The organism is Tolypothrix campylonemoides VB511288_2, assembly GCF_045999855.1.
Classification (GTDB): domain Bacteria; phylum Cyanobacteriota; class Cyanobacteriia; order Cyanobacteriales; family Nostocaceae; genus Scytonema; species Scytonema bouteillei_A.
This window is the reverse complement of record NZ_JBFPMW010000019.1, coordinates 108593-123040: the sequence shown is the minus strand read 5'-3', so window position 1 is coordinate 123040 and position 14448 is coordinate 108593. Positions and strand designations below refer to the sequence as shown.

At 40.9% G+C, this 14448-nt stretch carries 11 protein-coding genes and 1 pseudogene; 11 read left to right on the top strand and 1 reads right to left on the bottom strand.

Annotated features, from left to right (window positions below; all coding sequences use genetic code 11):
• Positions 1–26 precede the first annotated feature (26 nt).
• Positions 27–728 (top strand): sugar transferase, encoded by a 702-nt coding sequence (locus tag AB0756_RS37135; protein ID WP_038081078.1) that lies wholly within the window; start codon positions 27–29, stop codon positions 726–728.
• A 130-nt stretch (positions 729–858) separates the two neighbouring features.
• Here the strand turns inward: AB0756_RS37135 and AB0756_RS37130 are convergent, their stop codons facing one another.
• Entirely contained in the window at positions 859–1689 is an 831-nt protein-coding gene (locus tag AB0756_RS37130) for a carbohydrate ABC transporter permease (RefSeq protein ID WP_038081076.1), read from the bottom strand.
• 691 nt (positions 1690–2380) lie between these two features.
• On the opposite strand from AB0756_RS37130, the gene AB0756_RS37125 reads away from it, so the two are divergent.
• The 10 genes and pseudogenes from AB0756_RS37125 to AB0756_RS40085 all read left to right on the top strand — a co-directional run.
• Positions 2381–3373, top strand: a complete 993-nt coding sequence (locus tag AB0756_RS37125; RefSeq protein WP_038081074.1) for a beta-ketoacyl-ACP synthase III — start codon at positions 2381–2383, stop codon at positions 3371–3373.
• Positions 3363–4535, top strand: coding sequence for an ATP-grasp domain-containing protein (locus AB0756_RS37120; protein ID WP_038081072.1), 1173 nt, complete (start codon positions 3363–3365; stop codon positions 4533–4535). Before AB0756_RS37125 ends, AB0756_RS37120 begins: the two co-directional genes overlap by 11 nt.
• 30 nt (positions 4536–4565) lie before the next feature.
• On the top strand, positions 4566–5588 hold the full coding sequence (locus AB0756_RS37115) for an aromatic ring-hydroxylating oxygenase subunit alpha (RefSeq protein WP_038081071.1): 1023 nt from the start codon (positions 4566–4568) through the stop codon (positions 5586–5588).
• Between the two features lie 99 nt (positions 5589–5687).
• Positions 5688–7496, top strand: a complete 1809-nt coding sequence (locus tag AB0756_RS37110; RefSeq protein WP_072040732.1) for an ATP-binding cassette domain-containing protein — start codon at positions 5688–5690, stop codon at positions 7494–7496.
• A complete protein-coding gene (locus AB0756_RS37105; protein WP_038080990.1) occupies positions 7493–8494 on the top strand; it encodes an NAD-dependent epimerase/dehydratase family protein in 1002 nt (333 codons plus the stop codon). The genes AB0756_RS37110 and AB0756_RS37105 overlap by 4 nt, the downstream gene beginning before the upstream one ends.
• Before the next feature lie 29 nt (positions 8495–8523).
• A complete protein-coding gene (locus AB0756_RS37100) occupies positions 8524–9432 on the top strand; it encodes an MBL fold metallo-hydrolase (protein ID WP_082051678.1) in 909 nt (302 codons plus the stop codon).
• A 224-nt stretch (positions 9433–9656) separates the two neighbouring features.
• The gene (locus tag AB0756_RS37095; RefSeq protein ID WP_038080987.1) at positions 9657–10988 is read left to right on the top strand and encodes a F390 synthetase-related protein; all 1332 of its coding nucleotides are present in this window, start codon (positions 9657–9659) and stop codon (positions 10986–10988) included.
• Positions 10985–12139, top strand: a complete 1155-nt coding sequence (locus AB0756_RS37090) for a hypothetical protein (RefSeq protein WP_038080986.1) — start codon at positions 10985–10987, stop codon at positions 12137–12139. Before AB0756_RS37095 ends, AB0756_RS37090 begins: the two co-directional genes overlap by 4 nt.
• 130 nt (positions 12140–12269) lie before the next feature.
• Positions 12270–12539: a helix-turn-helix domain-containing protein gene (locus AB0756_RS37085; RefSeq protein ID WP_237265909.1), complete on the top strand. Its 270-nt coding sequence runs from the start codon at positions 12270–12272 to the stop codon at positions 12537–12539.
• Positions 12536–14440 (top strand): annotated as a pseudogene (locus AB0756_RS40085) (PAS domain S-box protein); the annotation flags it as partial. The gene AB0756_RS37085 and the pseudogene AB0756_RS40085, both read left to right, overlap by 4 nt.
• Positions 14441–14448 lie beyond the last annotated feature (8 nt).

Here is a 14448-nt window from a genome sequence, read left to right as displayed (position 1 = left end):
CTCCGTAGATAAAAACTACTCCTCCCGTGTCTACTTGTACATCCGATAAAACAGAAAGCCAATCTATTGATGTAGGCGTTTTCAGTCAATATAATTCAGTTGAGTTTCCACACCAACCCGTACACCCCTCCGCTACAAGTATCATCAAGCGGTTAATTGATATTTTAGGAGCTATTGTGGGGTTGTTGATTACAGCTATAGTAGCAATCCCCGTAGTCATAGCTACCCAGTTAGACGATCCAGGTCCCCTCTTCTACAGTCAAATACGTTGTGGTATTAATGGACGTAAATTCCGTATTTGGAAGTTCCGTTCCATGATAGTGGATGCAGATCGGCTTAAGCACTTGGTAAAAAACGAAGCCAAGGGTCACATATTTAAATCAACTGAAGATCCTAGAATTACAAAAGTAGGCAAATTTTTAAGACGCACAAGCTTAGACGAATTACCTCAATTTTGGAACGTCCTCAAAGGAGAGATGAGCTTAGTAGGGACTCGTCCACCGACTCCCGATGAAGTTGTCAACTATGATGTCCACCACTGGCAAAGATTGCAAGTGAAACCAGGGATTACAGGAGAATGGCAAGCCAATGGTCGTTCCTGTATTACCGACTTTGAGACTATAGTCAGCATGGATCTTGCCTACCAGCGCAAGTGGTCGGTGATGTACGATCTGTATCTGATTGTGAAAACAATTGGAGCAGTCGTGAACAAGAAAGGTGCCTGTTGAAGGCGATCGCATTTCAGCTACATCATCCGGAAGGGCAATATTGCCCATCTAAGCGACAACATTTTAACTTATTCAGGGTGCGTGCTATCTTTATTTTTATACAGGCTTCTATTCAGTCCGCGCAGGCGGATTAACCCTTAACGCCACTACCAGTTTCTGTTGGAACAATATAACGTTGTAAAAACAGAAACAAGACCAGTACTGGAGCAATGGAAATAACCGATCCAGCAGCTACTAACCGCCAATCTAGGGAAAATGTACCTGCCAACTTTGCTACACCTAAAGGAAGAGTATAGAGACTTTCGTCTTGAATGACAATTAAAGGCCAAAGAAAATCACTCCAAGAACCAATAAAGACGAAAATTGCCAAAGTCACTAAAGCAGGACGAATGGCAGGAAGCATAATATGCCACCATATCCCCAATTCGGAACAACCGTCCATGCGTGCGGCTTCTTCCATTTCTTTAGGAACGCTCATAAACGCTTGTCGCAACAGAAAAATTCCAAAAGCAGAAGCTAAGCTAGGAAAAATAATTCCCAAATAAGAATTTCTTAAACCCAACTGGACTGTCAGGATATAAAGGGGAATCATTACGATTTGGAAGGGAATCATAATAGTGGAGACGATCGCAATAAAAATCCAATCTCTTCCAGGAAATGACAATCTTGCGAGTGGATAAGCAGCTAAAGCGCAAAAAACTAAATTTAGACTGACAGTCAGCACTGCGACTAAAGTACTGTTAAACAAGTACTGTCCAAAAGGGTTTGTTTGCCAAACCGTCACAAAGTTATTGAGAGTAGGTTGACTTGGCAGTAACTGCGGTGGAGACTGAAAGATATTTTCCGTTGGGGATTTTAACGCCGTACTGATTAGCCAAAATAAAGGGAACAACGTTGCTAGTGCTATGACTCCCAATAGCCCATATGTCCCTAACTGATTTTGGAGCTTAGACTTTATCATTTTCAAATACCGCAAGAAACGGGTGGCTTTGAATCTACACTATCATCGACCTCTCCCCTGTCTGAAGAAGCTACAGTGGTGTACAGATCTCTAGAAAAGAGATGAAACATCGTCAAAAGGGAGAACTGGAATTAAGTTCCCCCTTTTTTAAGCTACGGTAGTGTACAGCTCTCTAGAAAAGAGATGAAATATCGTGAAAAGGGAGAACTGGAATGAAGTTCCCCCCAATTTATCGGGGGGTTAGGGGGGATCGAAACCACAATGAATGCACTATATAAGACTTGTGTACACCACCGTAGATCTGAAGAAGGGGGATTCTCAGCAGTCGTTGCGACGGAACTAAAAGTGCTTCACAACTTCTTTTTCTATAACTCTTTTTCAGATTCCCGAACAAGTCATAGCGCTTTGGAAGGGTCAAAACTTCCCGAACTATCTTAACTGGGTTGAAACTTAACTGTGTAGGTGTCGAGAGGAATTGCGGCAATAGGTGAAGATATTTAGTATTATTATGTAACAAAAATATACCAACAAATTATTAACGACTTATTTTGCGTCTCATTTTTCTGAAGTTATTTAGGTTATATTAAAACCTCCACAGCTTTAAAGAATTATAGTTTGAGTCTGTTGACTTGTAGATCTCCAAATTGTTAGAGAATTTAGGGATCTAAACCAATATGGAATAATTATCAGTATGAATGTAAGAAAAATTAAAATTCTTTCTACAGGAAAATATTTGCCTAAAAAGCAAGTGACGGCGAAAGAACTGGAATTCAGACTTGGTTTAGAGGAGGGATGGATTGAGAAAAAATCGGGTGTGCTTGTCCGCCATTTTGTTGAAGATGAAACAGCATCAGTGATGGGGGCTTATGCTGCTAAAAATGCCTTAGAAGAAGCAGGTTTATCTTTTAGCGATATTGATTGTTTGATTTGTACGAATGGTAGCCCGGAACAAGCGATCCCCTGTACGGCTGCTCTGGTTCAAGAACAGCTAGGTGCGCTTAATTCTGGAATTCCTGCTTTTGATATTAACTCTACCTGTCTGAGTTTTATTGTTGGCTTAGACACGATATCTTATCTGATTCAAGCAGGAAGATATCAAAGAGTCTTGATTGTAGCTACAGAAGTTGCAACAGGTTTAAATTGGCAAGATAAAGAAAGTTGTACCCTATTTGGTGATGGTGCGGCGGCGGCGATAATTGCGAAGTCTAACGAACAAGAGAATTGCAAAATATTATCTGCTCGAATAGAAACTTACAGCCGAGGCGCACACTTCACAGAATGCAAAGGCGGGGGTAACAAGCACCATCCTAAAGATTTTGCGGGAAACCCAGAATATTTCCTTTTTAAAATGGATGGCAAAGCTGTTTATCGGCTTGCTTCTGAAATCACACCTGATTTTATCCGGCGTTTGCTTCAGGATGCGGGGTTAAAGATGTCGGATATAAAAATGGTGATTCCCCATCAAGCGAGTTTAATGGCAATGCGTCTTATGCGTAAGCAACTCGATATTCCTGAAGAAAAAGTTATGGTAATTGCTCACAATCATGGCAATACTATAGCAGCATCTGTTCCGATGGCGCTGCACGAATCTATTGTTCAAGGGAAAATTCAGCGTGGCGATCGCATTATGCTTTTAGGAACATCAGCAGGATTTTCTATAGGAGGAATAATCCTTGAGTACTAATATCTTACTGACCGGGGGACGTGCTCCAGTAACATTAGATTTAGCCAGACTCCTATCAGTAGCAGGTTACAAAGTTTTTGTTGCTGATAGCATAAAGCATCATCTTTGTACTGCTTCCCGTGCTGTCATTAAAAATTTTTTGGTTCCGCCTCCTAGGCTCGACCCAAAAGGTTACATTGATGCTTTACTAAAGATTATCCAACAAGAAAAAATCGGCTTTCTGATACCTACTTGTGAAGAGATTTTTTACATTTCCAATCAGATTTCTCAACTGACTCCCTATTGTCAGGTTTTTTCTGAACAATTAGAAAAACTGAATAGATTGCATAACAAATGGCAGTTTATCAATCGCGTACAACAGTTAGGCTTAACAGCACCACAAACTTGGATAGTCAACTCTCATAAAGACTTACTAGATATTTTAGATTTGCCCATTCCAAACAACATAGTCTTAAAGCCTGTTTATTCTCGATTTGCCAGTCACGTTCATATACTATCGAAACCTGTTAGTAAGATACCCTCTTTAGAAATCAATTCAAATAAAGCTTGGGTTGCTCAAGAATTTATTTCCGGGAAGCATTATTGTACTTATAGTATTGCCCATCAGGGTAAGGTAGTGGCTCACGCCGTTTATCCTACTCTATTTACTGCTGGTAAAGGTTCTTGTATCTATTTTGAGTCTATAGAGCATGGTAGACTTTTGGAATGGGTAAAAACTTTTGTTGAAGCTGAAGAATTCACGGGACAAATTGCTTTTGATTTTATAGAAGCAGATGATGGAACTTTGTATCCGTTGGAATGCAATCCCAGGGCTATTAGTGCTATTCATTTATTTGAAGCATCGGACGGATTGGAGAGAGCTTTTTTCAATAATACAAATATTATTATTCAACCTAAAGTTGGACAAAGATCTGCGATCGCTATGGCGATGATTGTCTATGGTTTGCCTTCGGCTATTCGTTCGGGAAGCCTTGGGCGTTGGTTGGAAATTTTTATGAGGACTAAAGATGTTGTTTTTCGGTTATCCGATCCTTTACCGTTTTTCCATCTGTGGATAGTGCTTTTTCAGTTTATACATATGAGTCGCAGGAGTGGGTTAACTCTTCAGCAAGCATCTACTCAGGATATTGAGTGGGATGGTGAGGAGATTGGTTCAACCTGACTGGGCGCAGAGGGAGGAAAGGGAAAGGTGATGGAGAATTTTTTGTTTAAAAATTGGTATATAGTTTGTACATCTCGTGAGTTAGGTCAAAAGCCCATAGGAAGAACTGTATTGGGTATTCCTTTAGCTATTTTTCGAGGGCTTGATGGTAAGCCTTCTGCTTTGTTGGATAAATGTCCGCATCGCAATGTTCCTCTTTCAAAAGGCTGGGTGAAAAATAACTATCTGATTTGTAAATATCACGGTTGGTGCTTTGATGAGCAAGGTGTTTGTCGGGAAGTACCGGGGCTTTGCGATCGAAATGAGGTTCGATACAGAAATGCTGTTGCTTATCCCGCGATCGAGCAAGATGGTTTTATTTGGGTTTATTGTCAAGCGGATGAACGACCCCAATCTCAGCCTTATGAATTTCCTTGTTTGCGACAAAAAGAGTTTTCTACATTTAGCAGCCAAATGGAATGTGAAACCACTTTGGAAAATGCAGCCGAAAATTTTTTGGATGCAACCCATACTCACTTTGTTCACTCTGGTTTAATTAGGACAGATAATCAGCGCAAAGAAATTACTGTTCAAATAACTCGCTCTGAGAACATGGTAGAAGCCATTTACCTCAATGAAGAAAATATTTCTGGGTTAATTTACAAATTATTAGCGCCGGGATGTCACAAAGTTATTCCTATTGGTCGCTTTATTTTGCCCAGTATTGCCCAATTAGAATATCGTACAGATAGCGATCGCAATAGATTATTTATCTCTCTTTTCTTAACTCCTATCAAAGAAAATTTAACGAAAGCATATAGTATTGTTACTTTTCGCTCTTGGTTACCCAGCTGTTTGGGAAGAATTATTGCCCAACCTCTTTTTGCTCGAGCAGCAAGACAAGATAAGGAAATTTTACAATTACAGAATTGGAATATCAATCGCTTTCAAGGAGAAAGCTTTGTGTTAACGGAACTAGATGTTATTAGACCCCATATTTTATATTTATTAAAACAAGGATGCGAGCGAAATGGATCGTCATTATTTGAGAAGACAATTACGATGAGAATTTAAATAATGGATCAAATAATTGATTCATTAATTTATAGTTTTTAGGATAAGAGGTGCCTAGCCAAAGCCTTTACGCGAGCTTATAAATTTATCTCCTTGACAATGAATGTTATTTATCTTCTTTTAAGATCGTCTAAAATAGTTGTAGCGATCGCAGTATTTGCCGGTTTAGTCAGTGGTACTTGTAGTGCCAGAATCATTGCTTTAATTAATAGTGCTATTAACAGCAGTACAACTTTTTCATTTGCTATCATCTGGAGTTTTCTTGCGCTTGTATTGATTGCAGTCACAAGCCGATTTATTTCCGAATTATGTTTAATTCGCCTTTCGCAGAAAGTTATATTTGACACCCGATTGCTTTTGTGTCATAGAATTTTGGCATCTCCTTTGCGCTGCTTGGAAGAGTTAGGGACTTCGCGTTTGCTTGCGACTTTAACAGATGACGTACAAGCAATCTCTGATGCTGTCGCTTTTATTCCCAGCCTCTGTATTGCTGGTGCTGTTGTCATCGGTTGTTTATTTTATCTGATATATCTTTCTTGGATAGTCTTTTTAGGGTTTGTTACTTTTTTAGTTATAGCAATATTGAGCTATGGGATAATCACTCAAAAAGCCAAACAATCTTTAGAACTTGCACGTGCGGAACAAGATAAACTTTTTAGTCATTTTCGCGCTATAACCGAAGGAACAAAAGAACTCAAGCTAAATCAAAGAAGACGAGAAGCGTTCTTTACTGAAGAACTGGAATTTACTATCGATCGCTCCCGTCGCTATAATATTGATGGAATGACTTCCTTTACGATTGGTTTAACATGGAGTCAACTTTTGTTGTTTTTTGTTATTGGATTGGTTGATTTTGGCTTACCAAGAGTGATGCAAATTGACCCCAGTATTTTATCTGGCTATGCTTTAACTATCATTTTTTTAGTCGTTCCTTTAGATGCCATTACAACCATACTTCCTCGTGTAAGCAAAGCCAGTATTGCTTTACAAAAGATTGACGCTATGAACCTGAAATTGGCAAGCCGTTCTGAGGAAATTTCTGAGAAATTTGATTGCTCACCAGATTTAACAAACAAAATTCGTGGCTATACAAGTACAACCCCCATGCATGGGTTAAATTTAGAGGAAATGTCAGAGAAATCTGATTGCGTACCAGCCCCAACGAATAGAATTCGTGGCTATACAAGCAAAACCCGCCTGCGCGGGTTAAATTTGTATAATAGTGAATTCCATTCACGCAAAACATTCGAGACAACCCCCCCTATTGAATTTGAGCAGTTAAAACTTGAAGGAATTTCCCATGCTTACTGGGGAGAAGGCGAAGAGAACCATTTTACTCTTGGTTCAATTGATCTAACTTTTTTCCCTCAAGAAGTAGTATTTTTGGTGGGAGGCAATGGTAGCGGTAAATCCACTTTTGCTAAACTGCTGACAGGGCTATACATTCCAGAGACAGGAAAAATCTTGGTTGATGGTCAGCCCATTGACGATCGAAATAGAGACTGGTATCGCCAACACTTTTCCGCAGTTTTTTCCGACTTTTATCTTTTTGATAAATTGCTAGGCTTGGAGTGTGCCAAATTAGATAACCAGATACAGGATTACCTTGTTAAACTCCACCTTGATAGCAAGGTCAAGGTCAAGGAAGGAAAGTTTTCAACCACTGCTTTGTCCCAGGGACAGCGCAAGCGACTTGCTTTGCTGAGTGCTTACTTAGAAGACCGTCCTTTTTATGTGTTTGATGAATGGGCGTCAGATCAAGACCCTGTATTTAAAGAAATCTTTTACACTCAGTTGCTACCAGAACTGAAAAGTAGAGGTAAAACAGTACTGGCGATCGCTCATGATGACCGCTATTTTCACCTGGCTGATAGGGTTCTCAAGCTAGATTATGGAAAACTGATATGAACATTCTTGTAACTGGTGGTACTGGCTTTTTAGGACAGCATTTGGCGTTGAGGCTGCAATCCCTCGGTCATCATGTCAGTGTATTGGGGCGCAACCAAAAAATTGGGAAACAATTGGAAGCAGAAGGATTCAAATTTCTACCAATTGATTTGCGAGATAAAGAAGCAACAGTGACAGCGTGTCAGGGACAGGATTCCGTGTTCCATTGTGCAGCCCTATCTTCTCCCTGGGGAAAATACCGGGATTTTTATGATTCTAATGTTGTAGCAACTCGACATATCATCCAAGGCTGTCAGGAGTGGGGAGTCAAAAGACTGATTCACGTTTCAACTCCCAGTATTTATTTTAATTTTTGCCATCGCTTTAACATTCGCGAAAACGATCCATTACCAAAGATACCCGCTAACGCCTATGCTGAAACAAAACTTTTAGCAGAACAGGAAATTGACCGCGCACACCAGCAAGGTTTCCCCGTCATCACCATCCGACCTCGCAGCATTGTTGGTCCCGGCGATACAGCAATTTTTCCAAGATTACTTCAAGCAAGTTCGCGTATCGGTATTCCTCTCATTAATCAAGGTAAAGCTTGCATTGATGTGACCTATGTTGACAATGTGGTTGATGCTTTGTTGCTTTGTCAAAATGCGCCAGACACATCATTAGGTAAAAAATTTAACATTACCAACGGACAACCAATAGAGTTGAGAAATTTACTAGAAATGCTATCTCAGCAACTTGGTTATCCCCTGAAATTCACACCCTACCCCTATAAAATTGCTAACCTAGCGGCTACAGCAATGGAATTTTTCTCAAAAAGCATTTTATTTGGGAAAGAACCCGTACTCACTCGCTATAAAGTTGGAGTCTTAGCTTTTAGCCAAACTTTAGATATTACAGCAGCAAGAACCGAGTTAGGCTATCAACCAAGAGTCAGTCTTGAGGAGGGGTTAAAGATTTTTGCCCAATGGTGGAAGGGGACAAAAGATAAAAATTCATAATTCATAATTCATAATTCATAATTCAGACAATGTCTATTAAAGTTAAGTTTTTTCAAGCAGGATATTGTACCCATCCTGAAGCCGTTGTTATTAGGAATGGACGTTGGAAAACTGCCAATTTTCCATCAATATTTGCCCTCATATCACACCCAAAATTTGGTGCTATTTTGTTTGATACTGGCTACTCAGACCGCTTCTTTCAAGAAACTCGCTCTTTTCCCTTTAGTCTTTACCCCCTAATAACACCAGTCTATTTACAGTCAGAAGATAGCGCCGTTCATCAACTTACCAAATATGGCGTTTCTCCAGAAACTGTTCGGTATATCATTATCTCTCACTTTCACCCAGATCATATCGGCGGCTTGCAAGACTTTCCAAACGCTCAATTTATCTGTTTTAGATCGGCTTATGAAGCTGTCAAATCTCTCCGCAATACAGCAGCCCTCAAAGCAGGTTTTCTACCTGGGTTGCTCCCTCCTGATTTTGAGCAACGAGTCTTATTTGTCGAGGATAAAACAACAATATCATTACCCAGCGAGTATGGCAGTTTCAACACTGGTTTTGATTTATTCGGAGATGGTAGCCTCGCAGGCGTTGAATTACCCGGACATGCGATCGGTCAACTTGGATTGTTTTTTACCGATCTTGACCGTCAAGATTATTTTCTCATTGCTGATGCTTGTTGGTTAAGCCGTGCTTATCAAGAGTTTGTTCAACCCCATCCTATTGCTAATCTTATTTTTTCTAATAAGCGCCAGTATGCAGATACATTGCGAAGGATTCATCAATTGCATCAATTAAATCCAACTCTCAAGATTATTCCTACCCATTGTTCTGATACTTGGCTGATGTTACTCCTTTCACCTCCCAAGAGTATTTATTTGAATGAACCGCAAAGACGCGAAGCTCGCGAAGAAAGAGGAAAAGAAGACAGGTAATCTTAAAACTCCTTTTCTTCTCTTTGTGCTCTTTGCGACGCCAGATGCTTCAACGGGGGGAACCCAGAGCAGTCGCCTCAACGGGGGAAACCCCCCTCCCTTGTTCGCCAGTCCCCAGGGCGTGGGAAACCCGCCTCCAGGGCTGGATTCACCGCACGGCGCTGCTCTGAGCAATGCACTGGCTTGTCTTTGCGGTTCAATAAAATTTTCACAATTCAAATACAATGAATGGTCTTCTTAGAATTCTTTGGTACTACCTACAAACAAAATACAGACAACCCTTCCGCGATCGCGAATCACTAACAGCATGGCAAAACAAAAAAGTCCAGAAATTCCTCCAAGAAATCTTGACAAAATCGCCCTTTTACCGCAATCTCTACCAAAAGCTAGACATTGAGAACTGGCAAGAATTCCCCATCATTGATAAATCAATCATGATGGCTAATTTTGACCAATTGAATACAGTCGGTGTCAAAAAATCAGAAGCTCTAACACTAGCATTAGAAGCAGAAAAAACAAGAAACTTTAACTCAACACTGCGAGGCTTCACTGTTGGTCTTTCTTCCGGAACGAGTGGCAATCGCGGCTTATTTATAGTCAGCCAAAAAGAACAGCAAGCTTGGGCTGGTACGATTTTAGCAAAAGCACTACCCCAATCAATTTTGACTCCCCAACGGATTGCTTTTTTTCTCCGAGCAAATAGCAATCTTTATGAAACTGTTAACCGAAAACACATCCAGTTTGAGTATTTTGATTTATTCAATTCTGTAGAAAGTCATATTGAACGCTTAAATCAGTATGCATCAAGTATTCTAGTAGCGCCACCATCTATGCTACGTTTATTAGCCGATGCTCAAACTCAAGGAGATTTAAAGATAGCGCCCTTGAGAATTGTCTCGGTTGCAGAAGTTTTAGATCCTTTAGATGAAGCTTATATTCGTCGTTGTTTTCAGCAAACAGTTCATCAACTCTACCAATGCACTGAAGGGTTTTTAGGGAGAACTTGCGAATATGGCACTTTACATCTTAATGAAGATATTTTAGCGATTCAAAAAGAATATATCGATCGCAATGCGGGTAAATTCATGCCAATTATTACTGACTTTAACCGCAAAACTCAACCCATTATTCGCTATCGACTTGATGATATCTTAACTGAATGTCAAAAACCTTGCCCTTGTGGTTCGGTTTTAACAGCTATCCATAGTGTTGATGGACGTCGGGATGATATTTTTTATTTACCTCATAAAAATGAAGAAAAATTAGTGCCACTCTTTCCAGATTTTATTCGCAGGGCAATTATTCTCTCTTCAGAAAAAATTCAAGAATACGCAGTCGTTCAGAAAAGACCCAATCTTATAGAAATTTCTTTAAAAGTGGCTTCAGCATTTCTCGAAGAGAGCCAAGCCATAGTTTATAAAAATTTACTAGAGTTATTTGAACAACAACAGTGTCAAATCCCAGAAATTTGCTATAAAGAATACGAAACAAGAACAGTACATTATAAGAAACTAAGGCGCGTTCAACGAGAATTTTCTATAGATACCAAAATATGAATGCTGAAATTCATCTTTATGATAAAGATACAATAGATAACTTACCCGAGCCAAAATCAGAGGTAGCTATTCTGGTAAAGAACTACTGGTTACCTATGATGAAAGGTGGTTCATCCTACTTTATCAACAATGTCAACAGCCAGCTTTTCGCACTAGCGATCGATGACCTAGTTTTACCAGTTACCGTGAATTCCAAAGAATTAGAAAATTGCTATGTGTGTTCTCCTTACAATCATTATGTCACTTATTCTAAGGAAGAACTGAAAACGTTAGAAAATGCTTTTTTAGAAAAAATCTTAGAAATTATCATCAACATATTTGGTTTGTTTTTAAATTGGGGTCAAATCAATCAAGTTGCGATCGTGCATAATTTCCTACTTTCAACAAATTTATATCCCAATCTATCTTCAGAACAAGTGACTGAAATTACCAAATATTTAAAAACTCATTTACCCAATTATACTATAATATTTCGTTCGATTAATACTTTTGTCAGTGATGAGTTGTTCACTACCTTTAAAAATAACGGCTATCACATGATAGGTAGCAGGCAAATCTACCTTTTTAATCCTAAAGACCAATCGGCAATGCGGACAAAAATGAGGTGGCGATTGAAGCAAGATTTAAACCTCATTCAGCAGCAAGGTTATGAAGCGATCGATAGCAGTCAACTTTCTTCAAAAGATATTCCCCGATTAGTAGAATTGTATAATGCTTTGTATTTAGAAAAATACTCTTATCACAACCCTCAGTTTAACGAGCGCTTTTTAGCACTGGCTCTTGAGAATAAAGCTTTACAGATTAAAGCCTTAAGAAAAGCAGGAAAAATTGATGGAGTCATTGGATTCTACGAACTCAATGGTGTGATGACTACACCAATTTTAGGATATGACACCACCTTACCCCAAGAAGTTGGGCTATATCGAATGTTATCGGCTCAATTAACAGTAGAAGCCATAGAAAAAGGCATTATATTGCATCAAAGTTCTGGTGCTGCTTCTTTTAAAAGATTTAGAGGATTTATTAGCAATATTGAGTACAGTGCTGTTTTTTATCAGCATTTGCCTTGGTGGCGACAATTGGTGTGGCGATTTTTGGGAGTATTGGTTAATAGAATGGCTGTGCCATTGATGAAAAAGTATAAACTCTAGCAGTTTTTAGCCTCTATCCCAAGATAGATAGAGACATCCTCTGACTGACAGATAATCAGACATAGCATCTGTTATAGTTAACGGAATTTGTGCAGTTCTTACTCGAACTCTTGTACTGAAAGGGGCAATTGTGCTTAAGCAACCAGAAGTTAGCCATCTTGTTCGTCAGCTCCGGCAGTTAACGGCACTCAGTCAGGCGCGATTTGCTGCAACATTGGGGGTTGCTTACTGCACGGTGAATCGCTGGGAAAACGGTCACATCCAGCCTTCTGCATTGGCACTCAAGCAAATCAGAACCATGCTCAAGGAGTTGAAAAATTCTCCTGAAGTCACCCATCAGGAGTTGAGCCAGACACTGCTAGAACAGTACTTCCCAGAAACGGAGTCAACTGTTCGATGACGAAGGCAAATTCAGAATTTCGTATGGGTGGTCAAGGCAGGTGGAAAATTTTGCGAACAGAAGTGTTAAAGTATGGCGTTGCGTTGTTATCAGTTGCCTTAGCGCTAGGGTTCAACCTCCTGTGCAGCCCCTATCTTGACTCAACACGGACTCCACTATTTTTCGCTGCAGTTATGGTGAGTTCCTGGTATGGAGGTTTAACTTCGGGGTTGCTGGCAACTGCCTTGTCAGTACTGGCAATTGACTACTTCTTGGTAGAGCCAATTCACTCGCTCAGTAGTCCCAATCTGGCAAACTTGGCCCGACTGAGCGTGTTCGTGATGGCAGCCATCCTGATAAATTCGCTCAACGAAGCACAACGAATCGCGCAACGAAGAGCCGAAGCAAACCTCCAGTCCCTCCGCGAAAGTGAAGCGCGGTTTGGTTGTTTGGTAGAGTCTAATATTATTGGGATAATTGTGGCGGATTTGAGTGGTCCGATCCTGGAAGCGAACGATATTTTTTTGCAAATGCTTGGCTACACGCAGGAGGAGTTACGCTCCGGGCGAGTGCATTGGCGCGAGATAACAACACCAGAATCCCTTGAGGTAAGCGAGCGAGCGGTACAAGAACTTAAAACGACTGGAGCCTGTAACCCTTTTGAGAAGGAGTACATTCGTAAGGATGGTTCTCGTGTTCCGGTTCTACATGGTGCTGCCATGACAGGAGACACAACGGTTATTGGTTTTGTGCTGGATTTGAGCGATCGCAAACGCTCGGAAGGCGCACAGCAAGAAGCAGCCCGTCGAGAGCGAGAGTTACACTCTAAGGTGCAAGCAGCAAAAGAACAACTAGAAACCGTCTTAGCAAGTATCAACGACCAGTTTTTAGTCCTCGATCGCGAGTGGCGCTACATTTACGCTAACCCTCGTGTTGAGGAAATCGCGGGCATATCCAGAGAAAACCTCTTAGGTAAGTGCATTTGGGAGGTTTTTCCAGACACAGTCGGCTCTCAATTCTACGTTGAAGTGCATCGTGCAGTCGCAGAACAGAGAATTATTCATTTCGAGTACTTCTACTTACCCTGGCATCGGTGGTTTGAGAATCACATCTATCCCTCAGAAACGGGAGTATCTGTCCTTGTTACCGAAATCACCGCTCGCAAACGGGCAGAGGAGACTCTTCGGCGGACCAATCAAACGTTACAAACTCTAATTGATGCCTGTCCGGTTGCCATTGCTTTCTTCGATCCACAAGGGATTGTAAGGTTGTGGAATCGCTCAGCAGAAGCGGTATTTGGGTGGAGTGCAGGGGAAGTTCTTGGGCAGTTTATGCCAACGGTTCCCCATCGCCGTCAAGAATTTCTTGCAAGCATTCAAACGGTATTGAGTGGGCGATCGCTCTCTGGATTTGAAGCCCAGCATCAGTGTAAAGATGGGCAAATGGTCGATTTGGAGATTTGGGCTAATTTAACTTACGATGCGGAAGGAAATCCCGGTTGTCTCGGTATTGCCTTGGATATTACCCAACGCAAGCAAGCAGAAGCAGCACTGCGAATCAGTGAGGAACGGTATCGTTTACTAGTGGCAACAACGACGGCAGTTGTGTGGACAACAAACGCGGATGGTCGCTTTATTTGCGCTCAGCCTTCCTGGGAGGATTACACGGGACAGTGTTGGGAAGAATACGCGGGATGGGGTTGGGTAGAGATGTTTCATCCAGAAGACCGCGAGCAATTAAAAGCACGGTGGGAATATGCCCTGGCAGAGCGGTCATTTTATGAAGCAGAAGGGAGACTTTGGCACGCTCCGAGCGGTCAGTATCGTCACATTATATCCCGTGCAGTTCCTTTATTAAATGCAGACGGTTCCGTGCGGGAGTGGATTGGCATGGATACGGACATACACGCTCGCAAGCAAGCAGAAGTTGC